25 protein-coding genes and 1 pseudogene are annotated in these 26,850 nt (G+C 66.6%); 12 read left to right on the plus strand and 14 right to left on the minus strand.

Annotated elements, in window-relative coordinates; translation table 11 throughout:
- The first annotated feature begins 8 nt into the window (after positions 1–8).
- The 6 genes from ACYRGX_RS16505 to ACYRGX_RS16530 are packed head-to-tail and all read left to right on the plus strand — an operon-like array spanning position 9 to position 6,575.
- A complete protein-coding gene (locus tag ACYRGX_RS16505; protein ID WP_473053540.1) occupies positions 9–968 on the plus strand; it encodes an AAA family ATPase in 960 nt (319 codons plus the stop codon).
- A complete protein-coding gene (locus ACYRGX_RS16510; protein ID WP_473053541.1) occupies positions 968–1,912 on the plus strand; it encodes a DUF58 domain-containing protein in 945 nt (314 codons plus the stop codon). The genes ACYRGX_RS16505 and ACYRGX_RS16510 overlap by 1 nt, the downstream gene beginning before the upstream one ends.
- Positions 1,909–2,403 (plus strand): DUF4381 domain-containing protein, encoded by a 495-nt coding sequence (locus ACYRGX_RS16515; RefSeq protein ID WP_473053542.1) that lies wholly within the window; start codon positions 1,909–1,911, stop codon positions 2,401–2,403. The genes ACYRGX_RS16510 and ACYRGX_RS16515 overlap by 4 nt, the downstream gene beginning before the upstream one ends.
- Positions 2,396–3,373 (plus strand): VWA domain-containing protein, encoded by a 978-nt coding sequence (locus ACYRGX_RS16520; RefSeq protein WP_473053543.1) that lies wholly within the window; start codon positions 2,396–2,398, stop codon positions 3,371–3,373. The genes ACYRGX_RS16515 and ACYRGX_RS16520 overlap by 8 nt, the downstream gene beginning before the upstream one ends.
- Positions 3,370–4,953 carry a VWA domain-containing protein gene (locus tag ACYRGX_RS16525; RefSeq protein WP_473053544.1) on the plus strand — a complete coding sequence of 528 codons (1,584 nt, stop codon included), beginning with the start codon at positions 3,370–3,372 and terminating at the stop codon, positions 4,951–4,953. Before ACYRGX_RS16520 ends, ACYRGX_RS16525 begins: the two co-directional genes overlap by 4 nt.
- Positions 4,950–6,575 (plus strand): BatD family protein, encoded by a 1,626-nt coding sequence (locus ACYRGX_RS16530; protein WP_473053545.1) that lies wholly within the window; start codon positions 4,950–4,952, stop codon positions 6,573–6,575. Before ACYRGX_RS16525 ends, ACYRGX_RS16530 begins: the two co-directional genes overlap by 4 nt.
- A gap of 117 nt (positions 6,576–6,692) precedes the next feature.
- Here the strand turns inward: ACYRGX_RS16530 and ACYRGX_RS16535 are convergent, their stop codons facing one another.
- From ACYRGX_RS16535 to ACYRGX_RS16580, 10 genes and pseudogenes are all read right to left on the minus strand, one after another.
- Positions 6,693–8,000, minus strand: coding sequence for a dicarboxylate/amino acid:cation symporter (locus tag ACYRGX_RS16535; protein WP_473053546.1), 1,308 nt, complete (start codon positions 7,998–8,000; stop codon positions 6,693–6,695).
- Between the two features lie 210 nt (positions 8,001–8,210).
- Complete coding sequence (locus tag ACYRGX_RS16540; protein WP_473053547.1) at positions 8,211–10,562, minus strand: efflux RND transporter permease subunit; 2,352 nt, start codon at positions 10,560–10,562, stop codon at positions 8,211–8,213.
- 19 nt (positions 10,563–10,581) lie between these two features.
- Complete coding sequence (locus tag ACYRGX_RS16545) at positions 10,582–11,592, minus strand: WD40/YVTN/BNR-like repeat-containing protein (RefSeq protein WP_473053548.1); 1,011 nt, start codon at positions 11,590–11,592, stop codon at positions 10,582–10,584.
- Between the two features lie 86 nt (positions 11,593–11,678).
- Positions 11,679–12,932: an alpha-hydroxy acid oxidase gene (locus ACYRGX_RS16550; RefSeq protein ID WP_473053549.1), complete on the minus strand. Its 1,254-nt coding sequence runs from the start codon at positions 12,930–12,932 to the stop codon at positions 11,679–11,681.
- A gap of 111 nt (positions 12,933–13,043) precedes the next feature.
- Positions 13,044–13,892 (minus strand): fumarylacetoacetate hydrolase family protein, encoded by an 849-nt coding sequence (locus tag ACYRGX_RS16555; protein WP_473053550.1) that lies wholly within the window; start codon positions 13,890–13,892, stop codon positions 13,044–13,046.
- Positions 13,889–14,308 (minus strand): NAD-binding protein, encoded by a 420-nt coding sequence (locus ACYRGX_RS16560; RefSeq protein WP_473056714.1) that lies wholly within the window; start codon positions 14,306–14,308, stop codon positions 13,889–13,891. The genes ACYRGX_RS16555 and ACYRGX_RS16560 overlap by 4 nt, the downstream gene beginning before the upstream one ends.
- A 15-nt stretch (positions 14,309–14,323) precedes the next feature.
- A pseudogene (locus tag ACYRGX_RS16565) lies at positions 14,324–14,824 on the minus strand (NAD(P)-dependent oxidoreductase); the annotation flags it as partial.
- Positions 14,825–14,860: 36 nt separating this feature from the next.
- Complete coding sequence (locus ACYRGX_RS16570; RefSeq protein ID WP_473053551.1) at positions 14,861–15,877, minus strand: TRAP transporter substrate-binding protein; 1,017 nt, start codon at positions 15,875–15,877, stop codon at positions 14,861–14,863.
- 98 nt (positions 15,878–15,975) lie between these two features.
- Complete coding sequence (locus tag ACYRGX_RS16575) at positions 15,976–17,259, minus strand: TRAP transporter large permease subunit (RefSeq protein WP_473053552.1); 1,284 nt, start codon at positions 17,257–17,259, stop codon at positions 15,976–15,978.
- 41 nt (positions 17,260–17,300) lie between these two features.
- Entirely contained in the window at positions 17,301–17,804 is a 504-nt protein-coding gene (locus ACYRGX_RS16580; protein WP_473053553.1) for a TRAP transporter small permease, read from the minus strand.
- A 212-nt stretch (positions 17,805–18,016) separates the two neighbouring features.
- On the opposite strand from ACYRGX_RS16580, the gene ACYRGX_RS16585 reads away from it, so the two are divergent.
- Positions 18,017–19,552: a UxaA family hydrolase gene (locus ACYRGX_RS16585; RefSeq protein WP_473053554.1), complete on the plus strand. Its 1,536-nt coding sequence runs from the start codon at positions 18,017–18,019 to the stop codon at positions 19,550–19,552.
- Between the two features lie 57 nt (positions 19,553–19,609).
- Here the strand turns inward: ACYRGX_RS16585 and ACYRGX_RS16590 are convergent, their stop codons facing one another.
- From ACYRGX_RS16590 to ACYRGX_RS16600, 3 genes are all read right to left on the minus strand, one after another.
- A complete protein-coding gene (locus tag ACYRGX_RS16590) occupies positions 19,610–19,834 on the minus strand; it encodes a DUF2188 domain-containing protein (RefSeq protein WP_473053555.1) in 225 nt (74 codons plus the stop codon).
- A 212-nt stretch (positions 19,835–20,046) separates the two neighbouring features.
- A complete protein-coding gene (locus ACYRGX_RS16595) occupies positions 20,047–20,319 on the minus strand; it encodes a hypothetical protein (protein WP_473053556.1) in 273 nt (90 codons plus the stop codon).
- Between the two features lie 130 nt (positions 20,320–20,449).
- Complete coding sequence (locus ACYRGX_RS16600) at positions 20,450–21,307, minus strand: glycine betaine ABC transporter substrate-binding protein (RefSeq protein WP_473053557.1); 858 nt, start codon at positions 21,305–21,307, stop codon at positions 20,450–20,452.
- A gap of 285 nt (positions 21,308–21,592) precedes the next feature.
- Here ACYRGX_RS16600 and ACYRGX_RS16605 point away from each other — a divergent pair, with 285 nt between their 5' ends.
- From ACYRGX_RS16605 to ACYRGX_RS16620, 4 genes are all read left to right on the plus strand, one after another.
- On the plus strand, positions 21,593–21,790 hold the full coding sequence (locus tag ACYRGX_RS16605; protein WP_473053558.1) for a DUF2061 domain-containing protein: 198 nt from the start codon (positions 21,593–21,595) through the stop codon (positions 21,788–21,790).
- Between the two features lie 133 nt (positions 21,791–21,923).
- Positions 21,924–23,219: an alpha/beta fold hydrolase family protein gene (locus tag ACYRGX_RS16610; protein WP_473053559.1), complete on the plus strand. Its 1,296-nt coding sequence runs from the start codon at positions 21,924–21,926 to the stop codon at positions 23,217–23,219.
- Between the two features lie 3 nt (positions 23,220–23,222).
- Positions 23,223–24,041: an MlaA family lipoprotein gene (locus ACYRGX_RS16615; protein WP_473053560.1), complete on the plus strand. Its 819-nt coding sequence runs from the start codon at positions 23,223–23,225 to the stop codon at positions 24,039–24,041.
- 95 nt (positions 24,042–24,136) lie between these two features.
- Positions 24,137–24,988, plus strand: a complete 852-nt coding sequence (locus tag ACYRGX_RS16620; protein ID WP_473053561.1) for a pirin family protein — start codon at positions 24,137–24,139, stop codon at positions 24,986–24,988.
- On the opposite strand, the gene ACYRGX_RS16625 is transcribed toward ACYRGX_RS16620, so the two are convergent.
- Positions 24,974–25,900 (minus strand): lipid A biosynthesis lauroyl acyltransferase, encoded by a 927-nt coding sequence (locus tag ACYRGX_RS16625; protein WP_473053562.1) that lies wholly within the window; start codon positions 25,898–25,900, stop codon positions 24,974–24,976. The two genes, ACYRGX_RS16620 and ACYRGX_RS16625, sit on opposite strands and share 15 nt — an antisense overlap.
- 123 nt (positions 25,901–26,023) lie before the next feature.
- Between ACYRGX_RS16625 and minC the strand changes: the two genes are divergently transcribed.
- Positions 26,024–26,779 (plus strand): septum site-determining protein MinC, encoded by a 756-nt coding sequence (gene minC, locus ACYRGX_RS16630; protein WP_473053563.1) that lies wholly within the window; start codon positions 26,024–26,026, stop codon positions 26,777–26,779.
- Positions 26,780–26,850: the final 71 nt, after the last annotated feature.

Below are 26,850 nucleotides of genomic sequence, written 5' to 3' on the forward strand. Positions count from 1 at the left end.
CCTAGTCCATGCCCCATCGCGAAGAACTGCTCAGCCTCAGGCAGTACCTGGGCAGCCACATCCTCGGCCAGGAACGCCTGCTGGACCGGCTGATGATCGCCCTGCTCGCCGACGGCCACCTGCTCGTCGAGGGTGCCCCGGGGCTGGCCAAGACCCGCGCCATCAAGGACCTCGCCGAAGGTCTGGAGGCGCAGTTCCATCGCATCCAGTTCACCCCCGACCTGTTGCCCGCAGACATCACCGGCACCGAGATCTACCGCCCGGAGACTGGCAGCTTCGTCTTCCAGCAAGGCCCGATCTTCCACAACCTGGTGCTCGCCGACGAGATCAACCGGGCGCCGGCCAAGGTGCAATCGGCACTGCTCGAGGCCATGGCCGAGCGCCAGGTCAGTGTCGGCCGCTCCACCTACGACCTGCCGCCCCTGTTCCTGGTGATGGCGACGCAGAACCCGATCGAGCAGGAAGGCACTTATCCATTGCCCGAAGCCCAGCTCGACCGTTTTCTGCTGCACGTGAAGATCGGCTTCCCCGAGGCCTCGGTGGAACGGCGCATCCTCCAGCAGGCGCGCGGCGAAGCGCTCAATGGCGAAGCGCATCCCGAACGACGCGTCAGCCAGCAGTCGATCTTCGCCGCGCGCAAGCAGGTGCTCGGCCAGCACATGGCCGACTCACTGGAGGAATACCTGGTGCAGTTGGTCATGGCCACGCGCTACCCGTCGCGCTTCGACGCCGAACTCGGCGAGTGGATCGCCTACGGTGCCAGCCCCCGCGGCAGCATCGGCCTCGATCGCTGCGCCCGCGCACATGCCTGGCTGGCGGGGCGCGACTTCGTCAGCCCCGAGGATATCCAGGCCGTGGTGTTCGACGTGCTGCGCCATCGCATCGTGCTGTCCTTCGAGGCGGAAGCCGCCGGTATAGACCAGGATCGGGTGATCCAGCGCATCCTCGACGTGGTGGCGGTGGGCTGATGGAGCGCCCCGGGCGGGACGTCGCCGGCGCCTACGTGGAACTGGCAGACCTGCTGGAGATGCGTCACCACGTGCACGAGGTGCCGTTGTTCAGCGCCGACCAGCGCCGTAGCCCACTGCTCGGCCTGCACCGTTCGCGGCTGCGCGGCCGCGGCATCGACTTCGACCAGGTGCGCATCTACCAGCCCGGTGACGACGTGCGCACCATCGACTGGCGCGTTACCGCGCGAACCCAAGAGCCCCACACCAAGCTCTTCCACGAAGAACGCGAGCGCCCGGTCTACCTGCTCGTCGAGCAGAGCCGCGGGCTGTTCCTCGGCAGCGGCGAATGCTTCAAGTCGGTGCTCGCCGCACGACTGGCTGCCCTGCTCGGCTGGGCTGCGCTGGCGCACAACGACCGCGTCGGCGGGCTGGTCTTCGGCAGCGGCGAGCATCATGAGGTCAAGCCCCGTCGCAGCAAGCAGAGCCTGCTGCAGTTGCTCGGTCGGCTGGTCCACTGCAATGCCCGCCTGGACGCCTTCACTCCGCCGTCGCCCCAGGCAACCAGCCTGGCCTTGCGTCGGGTCCGCGAGGTGTTGCGCCCGGGCAGCCTGCTGCTGGCGATCTGCGACGAACGCGGCCTGGACGACGAGGCCGAGCGGCATCTGGCGTTGCTCGCGCGTCATTGCGACCTGCTGCTGTTGCCGATCAGCGACCCGCTGGAACACGACCTGCCCAGTGCCGGCCTGCTGCGCCTGGGCGACGGCCTCCGGGTGCTGGAAATCGACAGCGACGATCCCGAACTGCGCCAGCGCTATCGCGAACAGGCTGCCGAGCGCCGCCAGCGCTGGGAGCGCCTGGCGCAACGCCTGGGGGTGGCGCTGCTGGCACTGAGCAGTGGTCGTGGATTGATCGAGCAATTGCGCGAACAACTGCAGGGCACGCCGTCGGGAGCCGCGCGATGAGTGCGCTGGAGGGCCTGCGTCCGCCCATCGAACCCGCGCCGCCAGGCGGGTGGCCACCGGCGCCGGGCTGGTGGTTGCTCGGTGTGCTCCTGCTGCTGCTCATCGCGCTGCTGGTATGGCGCTGGCGGGCGCGCACGCCCGCGACCAACGCGCCTGCCGAGGAAGACGGCCTGGAGCCGATGCGGCAGATCGCCCTGCTCGAACTGCAACGCCTGCCGCGGCCGCTCGAGGGCAACCAGGCCGGCCCCTGGCTGCAGCAACTCAACGCCCTGCTGCGCCGCCTGTGCCTGGCGCGCTATCCCCAGGACAACTGCCAGACGCTGAGCGGGCGCGCCTGGCTGGCCTACCTGGACAACCGCTGCCCGGCCGCCGGACTGACGCGCTGGATGGTGCTCGTCGAGGGCGTCTACCGCCCTGACTGCCGGCTCGACGACAAGGCCATCGACGGGCTGGCCCAGGCCGTAGCGACCTGGATTCGCAAGCATGCCTGAGTTCGCCTGGCCGTGGATCTGGCTGCTGTTGCCGCTGCCCTGGCTGCTGCGCGCAATATTGCCCGCCGCGAGCGACGGCAGCGCCGTGCTGCAGGTGGCCTTCCTCGATGAATTGCAAAGCCTCGCCGGACGCCGCGCGCGGCGCCTGAGCCTGGGTGACTGGCGGCGCCAGTGGCCCTACTTGCTGGTCTGGCTGCTGCTGCTCTGCGCGGCGGCGCGCCCGGAGCGTCTCGGCGAACCCTTGCCGTTGCCGGCCAGCGGACGCGACCTGCTGCTGGCAGTGGATGTCTCCGGTTCCATGGACAGCGAGGACATGCAGTGGGAGGGCCAGCCGATCAGCCGCATGGCGCTGGTCAAGCGCATCTTCGGCCCCTTCATCGAAGAGCGCCAAGGCGATCGCATCGGCCTGATCCTGTTCGGCAGCCAGGCCTACCTGCAATCGCCACTGACCTTCGACCTGCACACCGTCCGCACCTGGCTCGACGAGGCGCGTGTCGGCATCGCCGGACAGGACACCGCGATCGGCGACGCCATTGGCCTGGCGCTCAAGCGCCTGACCCAACAACCGGCGAAGAGCCTGGTGCTGGTGCTGATCACCGATGGCGCCAACACCGGTGGGCAACTCAGCCCCAGGGTCGCGGCACGGCTGGCCGCCGAGAGCGGCGTGACGCTGTACACCCTGGGCATCGGCGCCGATCCCGGTAACGCCGGCATCGGGGGGCTTTTCGGCTCCGCCAACCGGCTCGACGAGACCAGCCTGCGGCGCCTCGCCGAAACCACCGGCGGCGAGTACTTCCGTGCCCGCGACCAGGCCGATCTGGAAGTCATCGAGACCACCCTCGATCGCCTGCAGCCGGTACGCCGGCAAACCGGCCGAGCACGCGAAGCGCAGCCGCTCTACCCCTGGCCACTGGCGGCGGCCCTGCTGCTGCTCGGCGCACTGCGTCTGCGCCAGGAGCGGCGCCGATGACGACCCTCTGGCTGTTCCAGCGTCCCGCCTGGTTGCTGCTGCTGCCGCTGCTCGGCCTGCTGCTATGGCAATGGTCGCGACGCCGGCAACGCGGCGGACGTTGGGAAACGCTGCTGCCCGCGCGCTACCACGCCCTGCTGTTGCATGGCGGCGGCGACCCCGCCCGGCGCGGCGGCTTACTGGCCCTGGGCCTCGGTGGCCTGCTGGCGATACTCGCCCTGGCCGGCCCCGGCTGGCCGCAGACCCGACCGCTGGCCGCCGACAACGACCCGCCACTGGTGGCGATCCTCGAAGTCACTCCGCGCATGCTGGCCGGCGATGCAGCGCCCAATCGCCTGGAGCAGGCCAAGCGCAAGCTGCGCGACCTGCTGGAACGGCGCAGCGGCTACACGGCGGTGGTGGTGTATGCCGGCAGTGCCCACGTGCTGGTGCCGCTGTCCAACGACCTGGCCACCACGCTCAACCTGCTCGACGCCCTGCGCCCGTCGATCATGCCCCGTGCCGGACAGCGCGCTGACCTGGCCGTGAAGCGCGCGATCGCCCTGCTGCGCCAGGCCCAGCAAGGCGGCGGGCAAGTGCTGCTGATCACCGCCGGACTCGACGCCGAAGAGCGCGCTGGCATCGCCACCGTCCCGGACATCGAGCGCCTCGGCCTGCGCGTGCTCGGCGTAGGCAGCGAACAGGGCGCGCCGATCCCCCGCGAGGATGGCAGCTTCGTACGCGATGCCAATGGCGCCATCGAGCTGCCGCGCCTGGATTCGGGCAGCCTGCGCCGCTTCGCCCTGGAGATCGGCGGCCGCTACGCCCGCGCCGCGGTGGATGACGCCGACCTCGCCGCACTCAATCTCACCGGCGCGTCGCGCAGTGGCGGCGCCCACGAGGAGCAGCGCCGCGGCTGGGTCGATCAAGGTCATTGGCTGCTTCTGCCGCTCCTGCTGCTGGCCGCCTGCGCCGCGCGGCGCGGCTGGCTGTTCGCCTTGCTGCTGTGCGTCTGGCTGCCGCCGCCGGCACAGGCGATGAGCTTCGAGGACCTCTGGCTGCGCGCCGACCAGCAGGGCCTGAGATTGCTCCAGGAGCAGCGCCCGCAAGCCGCCGCGCAACGCTTCAGTGATCCGCGCTGGCGGGCCCTGGCGCTCTACCGCAGCGGGGACTATGCCGCCGCGGCGCAGCTCTACGCCCAGGGCGAAAGCGCCGTGGATCGCTACAACCAAGGTACCGCGCTGGCCCGCGCCGGAGACCTCGCGGCGGCCCGCCAGGCACTGCGCGAAGCCCTGCAGTTGGACCCCGAACTGGAGGACGCCCGGACCAACCTGGCGCTGGTGGAAGCGCAGCTTGCCCAGCAGGCCAGCGCCGCGCCACAGTCCCCCGATCCGTCGCAGGCCGACGATCAAGGCATCGCCGCCCCCGACAGCACGAACGCCACGCCTGCCGACGGCAGTGGCGATGCCCTTTCCCGCGAGCTCGACGCGGAAAATGAGCAGGCCCTGGAGCAGTGGCTGCGCCAGGTCCCCGACGATCCCGCCGAACTGCTGCGCCGCAAGTTCTGGTACGAAAGACAGCAGCAGGAGTCTGCACCATGATCCGCGCGTTATTCCTGGCCCTGTTGCTGTGTGCCGGCCAGGCCGGCGCCGCCAGCCTGGTCGCCAGTCTCGACCGTGACCGCCTCGACTGGGGCGACCCGTTCGAACTGACCCTGAGCAGCGACGACGCCACGCTGTTCGGCCGCCCGGACCTCAGTCCGCTGGATGCCGACTTCGAGGTACTCGCCACACGCCAGTTCAATCGTCTCGCCGAAGGCGCCCAGAACCCGGCGGGCAGCCGCTGGGTCGTGACCCTCAAACCGCGTCGCAGCGGGTTCCTGGTGATTCCCCCGGTGCAGTTGGGTGAGGCGCGCAGCCAGCCGCTGACCCTCCACGTCGCACAGGCGGGCAAGGAAGCCGGCGAGCGGCGCCTTGGGCCGGTATTCATCGACGCCACCCTGGATCGCGAACAGGTCTACGTTCAGGCCCAGGCGGTGCTCACCCTGCGCATCTACCACTCGGTGCCGCTCTACGACGACAGCAGCCTGGCCCCCCTGGAGGTCGAGGACGCGCGGGTGATCCCGCTGGGCAGCGCGCAGGTCTACGAGAAGGAAATCGCAGGCGTACGCCACGGCGTGATCGAACGCCACTACGCGATCTACCCGCAGCACAGCGGCGATCTGCTGATTCCGGGGCAGGTCTTCAGCGCCACCGCGGTGGACGACAGCAGCGCGGGCGAAGGCGGCCCGGCCAGCCGCGCCGAGCGCATGATTCGGGTGCGCTCGCCGGACATTCCGCTGCGCGTACAGCCGCGCCCTGCCAGCTATCCCGCCGATGCCACCTGGCTGCCTGCGCGCTCGCTGAGCCTGGAGGATAGCTGGACGCCGGACGCTGCCGAGGTACGCGTCGGCGACTCCCTCACGCGGACCCTCACGCTGCATGCCGCGGGCCTGCCCGGGGCCCAGTTGCAACTGCCCGAGGCCACGCCCAGTGGCGACCTGCGGCGCTACCCGGAACCGGCCAGGGTCACTGACAGCGTGCAGGAAGACGGTGTGGTCGGCAGCCTGGAGCAAAGCCAGGCACTGCTCGCCGCCGGTGCCGGACGCATCGAAGTGCCCGCGCAGCGCCTGGCCTGGTGGAACACCGAACTCGAGCGGGTGGAATATGCCGAGTTGCCGGCACGCAGCATCCAGGTGCAGGCCAACCCCGGCCTGGCGCCGGTCCCCGCGGCAAACTCCGGCGCGCCCACCGCGTCCACGCCAGCGCTGCGGGACCCGCGCCTGTGGCCGTGGCAACTGGCCTGCGCGCTGCTCGGCTGCACCACCCTGCTCGGCTTCGGCCTGTATTGCCGGGCGCGCCGCCGGGCGCCGACGGTCACCGTACGCAGCAGCGATCCACGCCTGCTCGACGAGGTCCAGCGTAGCTGCCAGGCCGGCGAGCCCCAGGCCACCCGCCAGGCACTGGACGCCTGGGCCCGCCAACAGCCGGAGACCCTGGCGCAGATGGCGGCCCGTCACGCGCCGCTGTCCCAGGCCCTGGATGAACTCAACGGCGCACTCTACGCCAGCGAAGCGGATCTCCGCTGGCAGGGCGAGGACCTCTGGAAGGCGCTGCGCAGCCTGCCGGACAACGACGCCGTGGAGCGTCACGAAGGCCCGCTGCCACCGCTGTACCCGGGCTGATCCGCAGGCTCGCGCGTGCAGGCGCCCGTCGAGGCCTGGCCCGACACCCATCGGGCCGAGCGGCGCTCAAAAAAAACCGCCCATGGCGGGCGGTCGAAGGAGTGTGACCGGTAGCAGTCAGCGGGCCTCTGGCAGCCCCTCGGAGAGCGGCTGCTCCTGCAGGGGGACGGGCTCACCGTCGAGTTCGGCATGCAGGGCTTTTTCGTCGAGTTGCTTGCACCACTTGGCCACGACCAGGGTGGCGACGCCGTTACCGACCAGGTTGGTCAACGCGCGCGCTTCGGACATGAAGCGGTCGATACCGAGGATCAGCGCCAGCCCCGCCACCGGCAGGTGGCCAACGGCGGAAAGCGTGGCGGCGAGCACGATGAAGCCGCTGCCGGTGACGCCGGCGGCGCCCTTGGACGCGATCAGCAGCACGATCAGCAAGGTGATCTGGTGGCTGATGTCCATCGGCGTGTCGGTGGCCTGGGCGATGAACACCGCGGCCATGGTCAGGTAGATGGACGTACCGTCGAGGTTGAACGAGTAGCCGGTGGGAATCACCAGGCCCACCACCGACTTGTCGGCACCCAGCTTCTCCATCTTGGTGATCATGCGCGGCAGGGCCGACTCGGACGACGAGGTGCCGAGCACGATGAGCAGTTCCTCGCGGATGTACTTGATGAACTTCACCACGCTGAAGCCGTGGGCGCGGGCGATGCTGCCCAGCACCACCAGCACGAACAGCACGCAGGTGATGTAGAAGCAGAGCATCAGTTGGCCCAATTGCACCAGGCTGCCGACGCCGTACTTGCCGATGGTGAAGGCCATGGCCCCGAAGGCACCGATGGGCGCGACCTTCATGATCACGTTGATGATGTTGAAGAAGATCTGCGCGGTGTGCTCGATGAACAGGAACACCGGACGGCCACGATCGCCCAGGCGCTGCAGGGCGTAGCCGAACAGCACGGAGAAGAACAGCACCTGCAGGATATCGCCGCTGGCGAAGGCGCCGATCACCGTGGCGGGAATCACGTTGAGCAGGAAGTCGACGGTACTCTGCTTGGCGCCAGCGGCGGCATAGGCGGCGATACCGGAGGTATCCAGCGAGTTGGGATCGACGTGCATGCCGGCGCCCGGCTGCATCAGGTTGACCACCGCCAGGCCGATGAGCAAGGCGATGCTGGAAACGATTTCGAAGTACAGCAGCGCGATGCCGCCGGTCTTGCCGACCGACTTCATGTTCTGCATACCGGCGATGCCGGTGACCACGGTGCAGAAGATGATCGGCGCGATGACCATCTTGATCAGTTTGACGAAACCGTCACCCAGCGGCTTCATCGCCGCGCCGGTGTCGGGGTAGAAATGGCCGAGGAAAATGCCCAGGGCGATGGCCACTAAAACTTGCAGGTAAAGGCTCTTGTAAAGCGTTCGACGGAACATGGCAGGGATTCATCCAGGACTGTGCGACAAGGAAACGCTTGTGCTTGTAGCCCGGCTCGACCGGGCGAGGGACGCATTTGCAGCCCCCATGCCAAGTCGTAACAATTCATGAAAACCCATTATTTACAGTAACTTGAAAATAAAAACGGCACCCTTTGGGGTGCCGTTCGGGCGAGAAACCGCCGCGTAGCTGGCGGGGTCTCGCCAACCTCACTCCGTAGCGGAACGCGGCGGCTTCACCAGGAAGCGCGCCAGCGCCGGCAACAGCCAGATGGCGCCGAACATGTTCCAGAGGAACATGAAGGTCAGCATCAGGCCCATGTCCGCCTGGAACTTGATTGCCGAGAAGATCCAGGTCGCGACGCCGATGGCCAGGCACACGCCGGTGAACAGCACCGCCTTGCCGGTGGAGCGCAGCGTTCGGTAGTAGGCCTCCTGCAGCGGCAGCCCTTCGCGCAGGTAGCTCTCCAGGCGGCTGTAGATGTAGATGCCGTAGTCCACGCCGATGCCCACGCCGAGGGCGATCACCGGCAGGGTCGCAACCTTCACGCCGATGCCGAGGAAGGCCATCAGCGCGTTGCCCAGCACCGAGGTCAGCACCAGCGGCAGGATCACGCAAAGCGTTGCCGCCAGCGAGCGGAAGGTCAGCAGGCACATGACGGTGACCGCCGCGTAGACGGCGATCAGCATGGTCGTCTCGGAGGCATCGATGACCTCGTTGGTCGCCGCCTCGATGCCGGCATTGCCCGCCGCCAGGCGAAACTCCAGGCCTTCCTCGTCATGCTCGGCGGCGAACGCCTTGGCCTCGGCGACGACGTGCTGCAGCGTTTCGGCCTTGTGGTCCTCGAGGAACACCAGCACCGGCGCCACGGAACAATCCGCGTTGTAGAGCCCCTCGGCGCGGGCGATGGAGTTGTTCAGCACGTCCTGGTTGCGCGACAGCGTCTCCCACTTCAAGCTGCCCTCGTTCATGCCCTTGATGACCTGCCGCGAGACGCTGACCATGGACACCGCCGACTGTACGCCGGGGGTGTTCTCCATGCGCCACATCAACGCGTCCATCGCCGCCAGGGCGCGGTGGCTGGAGCACTGCTCGGTGCCGCTGCGCACGATCACCACCAGCACGTCGGAGCTGGTCGAGTAGTGGTCGATGACGAAGTCGTTGTCCAGGTTGTAGCGCGAGTCCGGGCGTAGCTCCGGCGCGCCCTGGTCGAGGTCGCCGATCTTCAGGTTCTGCCCGTACCACAGCCCGCCGAGCAGCGCGAGCAGCGCGATGCCCAGCGACAGTGGCGCCACCCGCGGGCTGGCGAATGCGGCAATGGCGCGCCACAGCGGATGCTCTCGGGCCGCGGACTCCCGTGCCAGGCTCGCCGCGCGCGGACTGATGCCGATGTAGGAGATGGTCACCGGCAGCAGGATCAGGTTGGTGAGGATGATCACCGCCACCCCCAGCGATGCGCCGATCGCCAGTTCGCGGATCACGCCGATGTCGATCAGCAGCAAGGTGGTGAAGCCCACCGCATCGGAGAGCAAGGCCACCAGGCCGGGAATGAACAGTTGACGGAACGCCATGCGCGCGGCGCTCAGCGCATCCGGCGCCTCCCCCGAGGCCATGGCGATGCCGTTGATCTTCTGCACGCCGTGGGAGATGCCGATGGCGAACACCAGGAAGGGCACCAGCATCGAGTACGGGTCCAGCCCGTAGCCCAGGGTGTGCAATAGGCCAAGCTGCCAGACGACCGCCACCAGCGTGGTGCTCACCACCGCCACGGTGCTACGCAGACAACGGGTGAACCAGAACAGCAGGGCCAGCGTGATGATGATCGCCACGGCGAAGAACAGCGCAACGCCGAAGAGCCCATCGATCAGATCGCCGACCTTCTTGGCGAAGCCGACGATGTGTACCCGTACGTTGGGGTTCTGTGCCTGGTACTTGTCGCGGATCTTCTCTTCCAGCTGGTGGGAAAAGGCCTGGTAGTCGAGCCGTTGCAGACGCCCCGGGTCCTCGGGATCGGGATAGGCCTCGAGCAACGGTACCTCGACGATGCTGGAGCGAAAGTCGTTGGCGACCAGACGCCCGACCTGGCCGGACTTGAGTACGTTGCCGCGTAGCTCGGCGAGACTCTGCGCGGAGCCGTCGTAGGTCTGCGGGATCACCTCGCCACCGGCGAAGCCTTCCTCGGTGACCTCGGTCCAGCGCACGCTGGGGCTCCACAGTGACTTCAGCCCGGCACGATCCACGCCCGGCAGGTAGAACACCTCGTCATGGATCTGCCGCAGCGTCTCCATGTATTCGCGACTGAAGATGTCACCGTCCACCGCCGCTACCGCGATGCGTACGGTATTACCAAGGTTGGCCAGGTCGTCGCGATGCTCGAGCATCGTCTGGATGTAGGGGTGTTGCAACGGGATCATCTTCTCGAAACTGGTCTGCGGGCGGACCTGCAGCGCCTGGTAGAAGAGGAACAGGCTGATCAGCGCGCAAAGCAGGATCACCAGCGGACGGTGACCGAAGACCAGGCGTTCGAGCAGCGAGGCGGGGTTTTGCCGGTGCGAACTCATGGGGGCTTCCTTGTTCGAGTTATTGGCCCAGGTCGGCGCCGCTGTCGGTCGCCAGGTGAATGCCGCCCTGCCCGACGAGGATCAGGTCACCCTCGTCGTTGCCGACGGCGGCGGACAGCGACAGTCGGTCGGCGCGGCTGTAGAGGCTGAACTGGCGGCCGTCGCGGCTGCGCAGCACGCTGCCGGCATGGCCGACCACGACCATCGAACCATCGGCCAGACGCGCGCCGCCGGCCAGGCCGGACTCCAGTGCCTGGCCCTGGGCGTCCTGCAACGGCAGCCGCTGCCAGCTGGCGCCCGCATCGTCGGAACGGAATAGGTGGCCGCGCAGGCCGAACACCAGCACGCCCCCCTGGCCGTCGCCGAGCACGCCGAACAGCGAGCCCTCGTAGGGCGAGTCCAGACGCTGCCAGCTGTCGCCGCCATCCTCGGAGCGGAAGATCACGCCCATCTCGCCGACCACGAAGAGTCCGGCGCCCGGTGCCTCGGCGAGCGCGTTGAGGTGGTAGCCGTCCTCGTTGTCCAGTTCGCCGCCGATGTCCTCCCAGTGCGCGCCGCCATCGTCGCTGCGCAACAGCGCGCCATAGGCGCCCACCGCAAAGCCACGGTGGGCGTCGGCGAACCAGACGTCGAGCAGCGGCGCCTCGCGCTCGCGGTCCTCGAACTGCAGCGTCCAGCTGGCGCCGCCATCGTGGCTGACGAGGATCTGCGCATCGTGGCCGACCGCCCAGCCGGTCTGCGCATCGATGAAATAGACGGCGGTGAGCATCTGCCGCGTCGGTACCCGGGCCTGGGTCCAACTGGCGCCCTGGTCGTCCGAATAGAGCACGTGCCCGCGGTCACCCACCGCGACCAGGCGCGGACCGGCGCGGACGACGTCGAGCAACAGGCGGTGTTCGGCAAGTGGTGATGCGATGGCCTCGGCCGGCTGCGTGGCAGCGCCGACGGAGAAACTGGCGAGGGCGCCGCAGAGCGCCAGGGCGAGCGACCCGGCGCACAGGCGCAGGCGCTCGGCAAGAGTCCATGACATGGACCGTCCCCCTTGTTCTTGTTATGGGTAGGACGAATGTACGGGCGCCTGCGCCAGGCTGACAATCGGCGCCACGTTATCTTTTGTTAAGCGCCCTCGTGCGAGGCCTCCGCCCTCGCCGACGCCGCCCTGCCCCGCTGCGCCGCTTCGGCACGCGCGCGCCAGGCGCTGTCGTGGATCAGTTCGGGGGTCAGCTCGGCGAGGCTGGAGCATCCCAGCAGCCCGACGGTGCGATCCAGTTCACTGCGCAGGATGTCGATGGCATGGCTCGCTCCCGGCCCCTTGCCGGCGGCCAGGCCGTAGAGTCCGGCGCGGCCGATGAGGACACCGTCGGCGCCCAGCAGCAAGGCCTTGGCAATGTCGCTGCCACGGCGAAAACCGCCGTCGAGGAACAGTTGCAGACGCCCCCCGACGCGCTGGGCGATCTCCGGCAGGGTGTCCATCGCCGAGACGGCGCCGTCGAGCTGGCGACCGCCGTGATTGGACAGCACCAGCCCGTCCACGCCATAGCGCAGCGCCAGCTCGGCGTCGTGCGGGTGCAGCAGGCCCTTGACGATCAGCTTGCCGGGCCAAAGGTCACGCAGCCAGGCGATGTCCTCCCAGGCCAGGGTCGGATCGAGTTCGGCGGCCAGGGCACTGGCCGCACCCTTGACGCTGTCCTGCCCGGGCGCCAGCAGGTCGCCGAGGTTCTTGAAGCGCGGCACCCCATGGGGCACCAGCACGTCCCAGATCCAGCCCGGATGCAAGGCGGTGTCCAGACGGTTGCGCAGGTCCAGTTGCAATGGCCGCACGTAGTTGCGTCGGTCCCACTCGCGGTTGCCGAAAATGGCGCTGTCGGTGGTCACCATGATGGCTTCCAGGCCCAGCGCCAGGCAGCGCTGCACCAGCCGCGCGACGTGCTCGCGGGTACGGTAGAGATAGAGCTGCATCCAGGCGCGCACGCCGGGCACCGCGGCGATGTCCTCGATGGACACGGTGGAGGCGTTGCTCAGCACGAAGGGAATACCGGCACGCGCGGCGGCCTCGGCCAGGCGCAGGTCGCCCTGGTGGGTGAGCAGCCCGTTGAAGCCGGTGGGGCCGATCATGAACGGCAGCCGGGAGGGCACGCCGAAGAAGTCGCGCCGCAGGTCTCGCGCGCCCACCGCGCGCAAGGTGCGCGGCTGCAGGGTGATGGATTCGAACACGCTACGGTTGCGACGCAGGGTGACCTCGTCGTCCGCGCCACCCTCCACGTACTCGAAGGAAAAGTTCGGTAGCCGGCGGCGCGCCATCTGCCGCAGCTCGTCGATGTTCTGCGCGCGGCGATAGTCGCGGCCGGGGTACAAGCGTCTGCTGATCATCTGTAGCTCGATCTATGAGCGGCGGCCTGGGGGCATTTCGCTCATGGCCGCGCCGGTAGGCGTTTCAGCACGAGGGAGCATGGCTCGTCGCGTGCTGAAGCGCAGGGTCCCTCATCGCGCCCAGGCGACGACCTTCTGCCGCTGCTCGCCGAGGCCGGCGATGGACAGGCGCATCTCGTCGCCGGCGGCCAGGAAGCACGGCGGCTGCATGCCGGCACCGACGCCCGGCGGCGTGCCGGTGCAGATCAGGTCGCCCGGTTCCAGGGTCATGAACTGGCTGATGTAGGAGACGATCTCCTCGACGCCGAAGATCATGGTGCGGGTGCTGCCCTGCTGGCGTACCTCGCCATTCACCGACAACTGAAGATCGAGGTCGCGCAGGTCGCCGAGCTCTTCGGGGGTCACCAGCCAGGGACCGATCGGCGCGAAGGTGTCGCAGCCCTTGCCCTTGTCCCAGGTGCCGCCGCGCTCGAGCTGGTAGGCCCGCTCGGAGACGTCGTTGACGATGCAATAGCCGGCGACGTGCGCCAGCGCCTGGTCCTGCTCGACATAGCGGGCACGGGTACCGATGACGATGCCCAGTTCGACTTCCCAATCGGTCTTCTGCGAATCGCGCGGCAGCATCACGTCGTCGAAGGGACCGTTGATCGCCGACGTGGCCTTGGTGAACAGCACCGGCTCGCTGGGCACCGGCAGGCCGGACTCCTTGGCGTGGTCGGCATAGTTCAGGCCCACGCAGATGATCTTGCCGATGCCGCCCCAGGGCGTGCCCAGGCGCGGCTCGCCGGCGACCGCCGGCAGGCCGGCGGGGTCCAGCGCGGCGAGCTCGGCCAGACTAGCGGCGGAGAGGGTCGCGCCGGTGATGTCCGGCAGCACCGCGGAGAGGTCGCGCAGGGTGCCCTGGGCGTCCAGCAGCGCGGGTTTTTCCTGGCCGCGGGGGCCGTAGCGCAGCAGTTTCATGCGTCTTGCTCCTTGCAGGCGCGCACGCGCACGCCATTGATCTCACCCAGCACGTCGAACAGGTGCGGGACGTATTTCTCGCCGTGGCCCAGGCTCATGGCGAGCAGGAAGGTCTGGTACACCGACTCGGCAACGATACCCGTCGAAGGCGAGCTTTTCGCCAACTGGGTGTAGTAGCGCATGTCCTTCTCGCAGTTGGCGATGGCGAAGCGCTGGCCCGAGTCATCGCCCGAGAGGACGAATGGGATGATACGGTCGAAGGTGCGACTGTGGCCGCCGCTCAAACTGCAGATATCGGCGAACGCGCCCAGGTCGATGCCGTTCTTCGCCGCGGCGGTGAACGCCTCGGCAAGAATCGCCGCGTTGCCCTGGGCGATGAAGTTGTGGATCACCTTGGCCTTGTGCCCGGAACCCACCGGCCCCAGGTGGTGCAGGGTCTCGGAGAAGCGCTCGAGGATCGGCCGGACCTTGGCCAGGACCGCCGCATCGCCGCCGGCGAGCACGTTCAGGCGCCCTTCCGCCGCTTCTTTCGGCGTGCGGTTGACCGGCGTGTCCAGGTACGCGGCGCCGGTGGCCTCGACCGCGGCGGCAATGCCCGCGGTCAGGCCCGGGTCACCCGTGCTGCAGTCGACGACGATCTTCCCCGCACCCAGCCCGGCGAGCAGCCCCGCCTCGCCGGCGAGCACCTGCTGCACCTCTTTCGAGCCCGGCAGGCAGAGCAGCACGACATCCACCGCCCGCGCCAGCTCGGCGGCCGAGGTAGCCTCGCGAGCGCCCTCGGCGACCAGCGCCTCGACCGGCTGGCGATTGCGGTTGGCCAGGACCTGCAGCGGATAACCCGCGCGCAGGATGTGTCCGGCCATGGCCCGTCCCATGAGGCCCAGGCCAATGAAGCCGACGTTCAAATCAGACATGGAATGCTCCTGCTTTGCGCGGCGCGACCGGCAGCCGCCGGCCGCGCTCGCGGATCACTGTGCGTCGCGCACCTTCTGGATCTCGGCCATCACTTCGCCGACCAGTTCGGGGCCGTATTCCTGGGTGAAACGCTCGGTCACCGGCTTGAGGTGCTCACGCATGCGCGCGATTTCCTCGGGGGCGACGTCGTTGACCTGCATCCCGGCATCGGTCAGCGCCTTGCGCGAGGTCACGTCCATTTCGCGGGAGACCTTGCGCTCGTAGGCCTGGGCCTCCAGCGAGGCCTCACGCACGATCTTGCGCTCGCTGTCGTTGAGCTCGTCCCAGGTCTTCTTGCTGAACACCGCGACCAGCGGGTCGTAGAAGTGGCCGGTGAGCGACTCGTACTTCTGTACCTCGTAGAACTTCGAAGTCTCCACGGCTGCCAGCGGGTTTTCCTGGCCATCCACGGTGCCGGTCTCCAGCGCGGTATAGAGCTCGGTGAAGGACATCGGCACCGGGTTGGCACCGAGCGCCTTGAAGGTCTCGATGGCGGTGGGGATCTGCTGCACGCGGATCTTCAGGCCCTGCAGGTCCTCGAGCTTGGTGATCGGCCGCACGTTATTGGAAACGTGGCGGAAACCGTGGTCCCAGTAACCCAGGCCGATCAGCCCGTGGGGCGGCAGGCGGTCGAGCAGCTTCTGCCCGACGGGGCCGTCGAGCACGGCATCCACTTCCTGGGAGCTCTGGAACAGGAACGGCATGCCGTACAGACCGAAGCCCTTCTCGATGCCGGTCAGCAGGCCGGGGGTGACCAGGGTCATGTCCACGGTGCCGCCCTGCAGCGAGGAGATCACTTGGGTATCGCCGCCCAGGGTGCCGCTGGCGAAGACCATGACCTTCATCTTGCCGTCGCTCTTCTCCTTCACCAGGTCGGCGAACTTCTGCGCACCGAGCCCATGCGGGTGATTCTTGGCCTGCACGAAGGCGATCTTGAAGTTGTGACGGTTGATCTCTTCGGCATGGCTGGCAGCGGAGAACAGCAGCGTGGAGCAAAGTAGCGCGGTCAGGGCTTTTGGAATTATTTTCATGACGTTTCCTCTTGTCGTGTTTGCCTTTTCGGCATCTTTCGAAGGGCCTCGCGCCCCTCTATCTCGCGCCGTCCGCCACGGCGAACGGCAGAATCGGATCAGCCGCTGATCCAGGCGGCCGGAACCAGCAACAGGTCGGGGAAGGCCAACAGCAGGCCGATCACCACCAGCTCGGCGAGCAGGAACGGCAGCACGCCCTTGACCGTGGCGATGAAGTCGATGCGCGAGACCCCGGCCACCACGTTGAGCACCAGCCCCACGGGCGGCGTGATCAGGCCGACGGCACAGGTCATCACGAAGATCACGCCGAAGTAGATCGGGTCGATGCCCGCCTCTACCGCGACCGGCAACATCACCGGGGCGAGGATCAGGATGATCGGCGACATGTCCATCGCCATGCCGATCAGCACGATGATCACCACGATCAGCAGCATCAGCAGGCGCGGGCTGTCCATCAGCGGCTCCATCAGCGCGATGACTTCGCTGGGCAGGTCGGCGACGGTGATCACCCAGGCGGCGACCATCGCCGAGGCGACCAGGAACATCACCATCGAGGTGGTGGTGACGGCATTGAGCAGCACACCGTAGAGGTCGCGGATGCGCAGCTCGCGATAGACGAACAGCGACACGCAGAGGGCATAGACCGCGGCGATCACACCCGCCTCGGTGGGCGTGAAGACCCCGGCCTTCAGGCCGACCAGGATGATCACCGGGAGGATCAGCGCCCAGATGCCGTCGAGCAGCGCGTGCGCCACTTCACGGCGCGAGGCGCGCGGGGTCAGTTCGATGGTTTCCTTGCGCGACACCAGGTACCAGGAGAAGCACAGCGCCACGCCCATCATCACCCCCGGCGCGATGCCGGCGAGGAACAGCTTGGTGATCGACAGGTTGCCGGCCACACCGAAGAGGATCAGGCCGATCGACGGCGGAATCACCGGCGCGATGATCCCGGCCGAAGCCACCAGCCCCGCCGAGGTCGCACGATCGTGGCCAACCTTGACCATCATCGGCACCAGCAGCGCGGCCAGCGCCGCGGCATCCGCCGCCGCCGAGCCGGACAGGCTGGCGAGCAGGCAGGCGGCGAGAATGGTCACGTAGCCCAGGCCGCCACGGATGTGCCCCACCAGGGCCACGGCCAGGTTGACGATGCGCTTGGACAAACCGCCGGCGTTCATCAACTCACCGGCAAGCATGAAGAATGGCACGGCCATCAGCGGGAAGCTGTCGGCACCGTTGATCAGGTTCTGCGCGATGATCTGGGCGTCGAACAGATCGAGGTAGTACATCATCGCGATGCCGCAGAGGATCAGCGAGAAGGCGATCGGCACGCCAATGGCCATGGCGCCGATCAGCGAGCAGACGAATATGGCGATGATGACCATCGTTTCACTCCGGATTGTTCTTGTCGTTCGTGCGAGCGGATTCAGAGGTGCGTTTCGAAACGCCGCGAATGCTCGTGGATGTCGCGCTGGGTGAGCAGGCGGCCGATCTCGTAGAGATGGATGAGTGCGGCGGAGGCACCGAACACCACGCCCGAGCCGTAGAACCAACCCATCGAGAAGCCGGTGACCGGCGACGGGAAGCTCAGGTTGATCTGCATCTGCACCCAACTGCCCTTCAGGAACAGCAGCGAGCAGGCGAGCATCAGCCCCTGCGCGACAATCAGGCAGAAGCGCTCGCCCAGGCGTGGCAGGTGGCTGACCAGCAGGTCGACGCCCATGTGCCCCCGTTCACGCAGCACGACGATGCCGCCGAGGAAGGTCAGCCAGACGAAGGCCCAGCGCGAGAGCTCTTCGGACACCGTGATGCCCTGGTTGAAGCCGTAGCGCAGCACCACGTTGCCGAACACCAGCACGACCATGGTCACCAGGCAGAACACCGCGAGAATCTTGAGCAGGAGGAAGTAGCCATCGACGAGCCGGCGCATCAGAGAATCTCCCCAACGGACGGCCGCAGGAACGGCAGGGTGCAGCGGATGTAGCTGGGCATACGAGGTGACCTTCGCCTGTTGTTCTTGTGGACTGGCGGTCAGCGCCATTGGCAGCGACCTTAGCACCGACAAACATTGCGTGCAATGTTCATTTTTGCCAAGATCGTCGCACCACCCTCCGTAGAACAACAAAACCGGGAACAGCCTCCATGCAACTCATCACCAGCAATCAGTCAGTGGTCGTGCTCAGCGACGCCGACGCCGTCGCGGTGGCCCGCCGGGCCATCGCCGCGGGCAGCGAGATCGCCGAGATCGGCGTCAGCGCGCGCCAGGAAATTCCCAGCGGCCACAAGATCGCCCGCCGCGACATTCCCGCCGGCAGCGCCGTGCTCAAGTATGGCCAGGTCATCGGCGTCGCCACCCGCGACATTCAGGCCGGCGAGCACGTGCACGTGCATAACGTCGAGATGCCGGCCAGCCATGCCAGCGATGCCCTCCCCCCGCCGATCGCGCGGACGCCGGTATTACCGCCCGAACAACGCCGACGCTTCCTCGGCTACCGCCGCGCCGACGGTCGCGTGGGCACGCGCAACTACATCGCCATCCTCTCCACGGTGAACTGCTCGGCGACCGTCTCGCGTGCCGTGGCCGGGCACTTCAAGAACTCCGAGCTGCTGAGCTCGCTGAACATCGACGGCGTGGTGGCCCTCACCCACGGCGGTGGCTGTGCGATCAACACCGAGTCCGAGGGCTTCAAGTTCCTCGAACGCAGCATCTGGGGCTACGCGCGCAACCCGAACATCGCCGGCGCGCTGATCATCGGCCTGGGTTGCGAGACCAACCAGATTTCCTCGCTGCTGAAGAAACACGCCCTGGAAGAAACCGAGACGTTTCGCGTGTTCAACATCCAGAACGCCGGTGGCACGCGCAAGAGCATCGAGAAGGCCATCGAGCAGGTGGAATCCGTGGCGCGCGCCATTGGCCGCCTGGAGCGTACCGAGGAAAGCGTCGAGCACATCATGCTGGGCCTGGAATGCGGCGGATCCGACGGCTACTCGGGAATTACCGCCAACCCCGCGCTGGGCCACGCGGCCGACCTGCTGGTGCGTAACGGCGGAACCGCGATCCTCAGCGAAACGCCGGAAATCTATGGTGCCGAGCACCTGCTGATCCAGCGCGCGATCAGCCACGAGGTGGCCGAGAAGCTCCTCGAACGCCTGCGCTGGTGGGAGCACTACACCGCGATCAACGGCGCCGAACTGAACAACAACCCCTCACCGGGGAACAAGGCCGGCGGCCTCACCACCATCCTCGAGAAATCCCTGGGCGCCGCGGCCAAGGGGGGCTCGACCTCGCTCAATGCGGTCTACGAATACGGCGAGCCGATCGAGGAAAAGGGTTTCGTGTTCATGGACAGTCCTGGCTACGACCCGGTCTCGGTGACCGGTCAGATCGCCTCCGGGGCGACCCTGATTTGCTTCACCACCGGGCGCGGTTCGGTGTCCGGCTTCAAGCCGGCGCCGTGCATCAAGCTCGCCACCAACAGCGAGATGTACCAACGCCTGCAGGAAGACATGGATATCAACTGCGGGGGGATCGTCGACGGCCAGGAAACGGTCGCCCAGGCGGGCGAGCGGATTTTCGAGGCCATCATCGAGATCGCCTCCGGCTCTCCCTCGAAGAGCGAAGGCTACGACTATGGCGACAACGAGTTCGTCCCCTGGCCGGTGGGCGCGGTGACCTGAATCCAGTCCTCGGAAGGGTGGCGCCCCGAGTGGGGCGCCAAGCGTTATCGCCGGTCTTCAGCCGGCGCGCCTTTCGGCGTCGACCAGACGCGGGTAGGTGCGTTCCTCGGCCAGGGAGCCATCGACCTTATGGATCTTCACCGAGGCGGTCTTGTCTTCCATGAACTTGCTGACGATCTTCAGCAACTCGGCCTTGCTCCCCGACATCCGTGCCGGACGTTCGGCGCCTTCCTTGACGAGCACCCATCCCCTGGCGGCTTTCTTGACGTGGTAGTTGTCCATCGCTGGTCCTCCCGGCGGATCGGAATGGACATCGATACGAACTGCCAGAAACGACCTAGGGCAGCGCACCGATGGTTATCCGGTAGAACAACCAGGCGCGGCCAAGGTTTCAGCGACTCGACAAGGTGTCATCCCAGAGACGGGCTCAGGCTTTGCCACGAACGCAGTGCCGGGCGGGGGGCGAGGATTGGAAAGAGGGAGCCTTCCTTGGCTCAGTCGCTGATCTGCTGGATGTCGAGCAGCACCCAGGGCTCGTAGCCGGCCTTGCGCGCGGCTTTCTCGGCTTCCATCTGGGCAACCAGGCGAACGATCGAACTGGAACGATGGGTGAATCGCTCGGGCGCGCCACTACCGTTCTTGCGTACGCTGAGTTCGACCAGGGTGTAGGTAGCGGGATGTTTCTTGCGAGGCGTCGGCTCCGGCGCGACGGTACCCAGGCCCAGAGCCTGGCGCATTTCGGCCTCGAGTTGCGGATCTTCTTTCAACGGCGGTCCAGGTAGGAGGTATGAGGAGGGGGTATCCTAAGCCAAGCGACCCGACGCAGGAAGCGCATTGCAGCCACCCATAACGACGAAGGGCCGCGATGCGGCCCTTCGTTACTCGCGGTTCAGACTGTCACTTGAGCCAGCCGGCAACGCGATCGGGGTTGTCCTGCACCCACTTTTTCGCGGCATCGGCGGGCTTCGCGCCCTCTTCCACCGCGAGCATTACCGAACCGACTTCCTCCGGTCCCCAGGAGTAGTTCTTCAGGAACGCCCAGACTTCGGGTGCCTTGGCTTCCAGGCCAGGGTTGGCGATGTTGTCGACGTGCTCGGCTTCACCGTAGATACCTTTCGGATCTTCGAGGAAGCGCAGCTTCCACTTGGCAAACATCCAGTGCGGAATCCAACCGGTGACGGCAATGGCGCGGTTGCTGTTGATCGCACGGGCGAGCTCGGCGGTCATCGCACTGCCGGAGCTGGCCTGCAGTTTGTAGTCCAGACCGTATTCCTTGATCGCTTCTTCGGTCTTGAGCATCACACCGGCGCCGGCGTCGATGCCAACGATGCGGCCGCGGAAGGCGTCCTTCTCGCCAGCAAGGTCGGCGATGCTCTTGGCCTTGACGTACTCGGGCACGATCAGGCCGATCTTGGCATCGTTGTAGTTGGCGCCGAGGTCGACGACTTCGTCCTTCATCTTCTCGTAGTAGGCACCATGGGTGACAGGCAGCCAGGCGGAGAGCATCGCGTCGAGCTGCCCCTTCGCCACGCCCTGCCACATGATCCCGGTCGCCACCGGCATCAGCTCGACCGGATAGCCGAGTTTCTCGCGAATCACCTCGGCTGCCACGTGGGTGGTCGCCACGCTGTCCGCCCAGCCGTCCACGTAGCCGATCTTCAGTGTCGGCTTGTCCGCCGCCATCGCCGAGCCCATGCCGAAGGCAAGCAACAGCCCGGCGCCCATTCCCATCAAGCGTCGCATGTTCATCTTCATCGATCCCCCGAAACATTCGCCTGCCAGCGCCGGTTCGGCGCACTCTCCGCCCGTGGACGGTGCCAGCGTCTTGCCAGCCCCTTGATGATCCCTACTCGGGACAGGGGGAACCCCGCTGCATACGACCTCCAGGCAACGCTTTGCGACATCACCATGCCAGGGACGACAGCGGCCTTCGGCGACCTGATCGGGCCAATCAATCGAGCCGATGCAGGCGCTCGATTTCCCCGGGGCGCGGGATACCCCTACATTAAGCGCATGCGAATGATTCTCAGGAGAATCGACATGCTCAAGACCGTCACCTTCACCGTCATGCATTTCTGCATCGCCTTCACCGTGGCCTACCTGCTGACCGGAAGCGTCACCGTCGGCGGACTGGTGGCGATCGTCGAGCCGCTGTGCAATGCCTTCGGTTTCCACCTCCACGAGAAAATCTGGAAACGTGTGGAGCAACGCCGCGAACGCGAGCTCCTGCCTGCCTGAGGCGCCCGCGCCACGCCGCTGAAACACTGTGATGCGAAGCTCCTGCTTGTCCAGGCGCCCTCAGGAATGGCACTTTGCGCGAACCGCCGTTGTCTGAGTTTCCGGCTCCCCCGCCTTGCATGAAGGATCAAGCATGCTCCGCATTCCATTGATGACGCTGCTCTGCGGCCTGCTGCTGGGCGCCTCGGCGCAGGCCGCCGATCTCGCCCCGCAGGACTACGGCTTCCCCCTGCACGACCCGTTCGAAGCGACCATCGCGACCACACCGCCGCAGTTGCGTCCGGAACTCCCGGACGACGGCAGCATCACTCAGCGCGACTATGGTCTGCTACTGCGGCCCGAGCGCGAATACCGCCTGCCGGACAACTTCTGGGCGGTGAAGAAGCTGCACTACCGCCTGGCCTGGCAGGATCATGAAGCGCCGCTGGTGTTCATCATCGCCGGCACCGGGTCGAACTACCGCAACAGCACCATGGAGTATCTGAAGAAACTCTATTGGCAGGCCGGTTACCACGTCGTGCAGCTGTCCTCACCGACCAGCTACGACTTCATGGCCTCCGCCTCGCGCTGGGCGACGCCCGGCTTGACCAGCGAGGACGCGGACGATCTCTATCGAGTCATGCAGGCGGTGCGCGCCAACCATCCCGACCTGCCGGTTAGCGACTATTACCTGGTCGGCTACAGCCTGGGCGGACTGCACGCCGCGTTCGTCAGCAAGCTGGATGAGGAACGCCGCGCGTTCAACTTCAAGCGCGTGCTGATGCTCAACCCGCCCGTGAACCTGTACACCTCGATCACCAACCTCGACCGCCTGGTACAAACCCAGGTCAAGGGTGTGGACAGCACCACCACCTTCTATGAGCTGATGCTGCAGAAGCTCACCCGCTACTTCCAGGATCGCGGCTATCTCGATCTCAACGAGGCGATGCTCTATGACTTCCAGCGCTCCCCAGAGCGCCTGAGCGACGAGCAGATGGCCATGCTGATCGGCACATCCTTCCGCTTTTCCGCGGCGGATATCGCCTTCACTTCCGACCTGATCAACCGCCGCGGCCTGATCATCCCACCGGGCACGCCCATTGGCGAAGGCACCAGCCTGACGCCCTACTTCAAGCGAGCGATGCGTTGCGACTTCGACTGCTACATGAACCAGCAGTTGATCCCGCTATGGCATCGCCTGCATGGCGAGGGCAGCTTCTCGCAGATGGTCTACCAACTGAGCCTGACGTCGCTGCAGGAGTATCTGCACGACAGTCCGCGCATTCGCGTCATGCATAACGCCGACGATCTCATCCTCGGCCCCGGCGACCTGACCTTCCTGCGTCAGACCCTGGGCGATCGACTGACCGTCTACCCCTATGGCGGGCACTGTGGAAACCTGAACTATCGGGTCAACGCCCAGGCCATGCTCGACGCTCTGAAGGACTAGAACATGCGCATTCATTCTCCCCGCTCCGCCTTCCTTCGTCGGCCGGCCTCGCTGTTGTGCCTGGCCCTGGCCCTGGGCACGCCGCTGGCGCAGGCCCAGCAACCTGCCGAAACGCCGCTGGGCAACGACGAGGGCTTCACCCAGCCGCTGGAAAAGCTGCGCTTCAATCCAGGCCTGAACCAGCACGAGTTCGAACGCGCCACCTTCGAGGCCCTGGAGGTCTACGACCCCTGGGAAGGTTTCAACCGACGCATGTACCACTTCAACTATCGCCTCGACGAGTGGGTCATGCTGCCGGTGGTGCATGGCTACGAATACGTCACACCGCGCGTAGTGCGCACGGGGGTCAGCAACTTCTTCAGCAACCTTGGGGAAGTCTCCACCCTGGTCAACAGCCTGCTGCAGCTCAAGGGCAAGCGCGCCATGAACGCCACGGCGCGCATTCTCTTCAACACCACCTTCGGCGTGCTCGGCCTATGGGACCCGGCGACCCGCATGGGTCTGCCCAAGCAGAGCGAGGACTTCGGCCAGACTCTCGGCCACTACGGCCTGGGCGCCGGCCCCTACCTCATCCTGCCGGTACTCGGGCCCTCCAGCCTGCGCGATGCCGGTGGACGCCTCGCCGACTTCGGCCTGGAGCGGGAGATCAACTTCCTCAACTACACCGACCTCAGCGAAGACCACCCTGAGTTGATGGTGCTGCGCGCGGTCAACGCCCGCTACGTCACCAACTTCCGCTATGGTCAGCTCAATTCGCCGTTCGAGTACGAGAAGGTGCGCTACGTGTACCGCCGCGCGCGGCAGCTGCAGGTAGAGCAATAAACATCGATCAGACCGATAGGTTTGAGAGAAAATTAGCGCCCATCCATCGATTCAACCTCAATAGAATGAGGTCATTCCAGATGAGGAGAATCGACATGAGCGCACGCACCCTGCTCGACGTACAGACCGGACGCCCCACCTCCGACGGGGCCGGCGTCACCCTTACCCGGGTGTTCGGCGGCCCTGCCCCGGAGCGCTTCGATCCATTCCTGATGCTCGACGAGTTCGGCTCGGACGACCCGGACCAGTACATCGCCGGCTTCCCGCCACACCCGCACCGCGGCTTCGAGACCATCACCTACATGCTCGCCGGGCGCATGCGCCACGAAGACCACATGGGCAACGTCGGCCTTCTCGAAGATGGCGGCGTGCAGTGGATGACTGCCGCCCGTGGCGTGATCCACAGCGAGATGCCGCAGCAGAAGGAAGGTCTGATGCGTGGCTTCCAGCTGTGGTTGAACCTGCCAGCCAAGTCCAAGCTCGATGCCCCGGACTATCGCGACTATGCACCCGACGAAATACCGCGCCTGAGCACCGCTGGCGGGGTGCAGGTCAAGGTCATCGCCGGACGCTTCGAGGACGGCCAGGTGAGCCAGGACGGCGCCGTGCAGCGGCCGGTTACCGTCCCGCAACTCTATGACCTGCAATTGCCCGCCGGCAGCCAGGTCAGCCCACGGATCGCCGATGGACAACGCCTACTGCTGTACGTCTACGAAGGGGAAATCACCCTGGAGGATGGCAGCCACGGGCACAAAGGGCAGCTGTTGCGCTTCGGCGACCAGGGCTCGCTAAGCATCGCCAGTACGACGGGCGCCAGCGTATTGCTGGTCGCCGGTACACCGCTGCGCGAGCCCATCGTCCAGTACGGTCCGTTCGTCATGAACAGCCGCGAGGAAATCGAACAGGCGCTACGTGATTACCGTGATGGAACCCTAACGCCGGTATAGCGAAGGCTCGCCCGCCGGACGCGACTTGAAGCGCCGGTGGGCCCACAGGTATTGCTCGGGCAAGGCGCCAACCACCATTTCGACCCAGGCGTTGATGCGCCGGCAATCGGCCTCTTCGCTCTCGCCGGGGAAGTCTTCCAACGGCGGGTGCAGCACCATCCGGTAGCCGGAGCCATCCGCCAGGCGCTGCTGGGTGAAGGGCACGACACGCGCGCGCCCGAGCCGAGCGAACTTGCTGGTGGCGGTGACCGTCGCCGCGGGAATACCGAACAGCGGAACGAACAGGCTCTGCTTGGCACCGTAATCCTGGTCGGGTGCGTACCAGATGGCGCGCCCGGCGCGCAGCACCTTGAGCATGGCACGCACGTCCTCGCGTTCGATGGCCGTGGCATCCGCGTTGTGCCGCTCGCGTCCGCGCCGCTGCACGAAGTCGAAGACCGGGTTCTTGTGCTCGCGATACATGCCGTCGATGGTGCGTTGCTGCCCCAGCAGCGCCGCGCCGATCTCCAGGGTGGTGAAATGCAGGGACATGAGGATCACGCCCTGTCCTTCGGCCTGCACGGCATCCAGATGCTCCAGTCCCTCGATGTGCGCCAACTTGGCCAGGCGCGCGCGCGGCCACCACCAACTCATCGCCATTTCGAAGAAGGCGATACCGGTCGAAGCGAAGTTCTCCCTCAGCAGGCGTTCGCGCTCGTTGACCGACAGTTGCGGAAAACAGAGCTCGAGGTTGCGCCGAGCGATGCGGCGGCGCGAGCCGGCGGCGCGATACATCAGCGCACCCAGTGCGCGCCCCAGCCCCAGCAGCCAGGTGTACGGCAGTTGCACCAGCAACCAGAGCGCCCCCAGGCCCAGCCACAGAGGCCAGAAACGCGGATGCAGGAAGTAGCGGTGAAAACGCGGGCGGTCCATGAGCGGTCCATGAGGATCGGGGCCCGATAGTGTAAAGCAAGGCGTCGGCATCCGTCCGGCACGCTTGCCGCTGCCAGTCGATCCGTTTATAAGTCCACGCCATTCTCCGCAATGGGCCGATCCATGAGCCAAGCCGACCTCCTCGACCAGGACCCCGCCTTTCAGCTCAAAGGCAGCATGCTCGCCATTACCGTGATGGAACTGGCACACAATGACCTGGAGCGCCTGGAGCGCCAACTCGAAGCCAAGGTGGCGCAAGCCCCGGCTTTTTTCAGTAATACGCCACTGGTGCTGGCGCTGGACAAGCTGCGCGGCGGCGAGGGAACCCTCGACCTGGCGCAACTGATGCAGGTCTGCCGCCGGCACGGGCTGCGTACCCTGGCGGTCCGCGCCAGCCGCGCCGAAGACATCGCGGCCGCCGAAGCACTCGACCTTCCCGTCCTGCCGCCCTCCGGTGCCCGTGAACGCCCCATCGACCCTGCGCCGGCTCCGGCCGCCGCCGCCGCGCCGAAGGAAAGCGCAGCGCCCGCGCCGGCGGAACCGGTGGTGCAACCGACCCGCATCGTCACCACGCCGGTGCGCGGCGGCCAGCAGATCTATGCCGCTGGTGGCGACCTGGTGGTGTTGGCCGCCGTCAGTCCGGGTGCGGAACTTCTCGCCGATGGCAACATCCATGTCTACGCCCCGCTGCGCGGACGGGCACTGGCCGGCGTGAAGGGCGATGCCAAGGCGCGCATCTTCTGCCAGCAGATGGCTGCCGAAATGCTTTCGGTGGCGGGTCGCTACAAGGTCGCCGAGGACCTGCGACGCGATCCCGCATGGGGCTGCGCCGTGCAGGTTTCGCTGGCTGGCGACGTGTTGAACATCAAACGGCTTTAACGGATACTGCCGCGAATTTTCAAGGCCTGCAGGCCGCCGCGTACGGCTCTGGGCCGCTATCAAAACGCTAT

It is taken from the genome of Pseudomonas sp. R4-15, assembly GCF_055768815.1.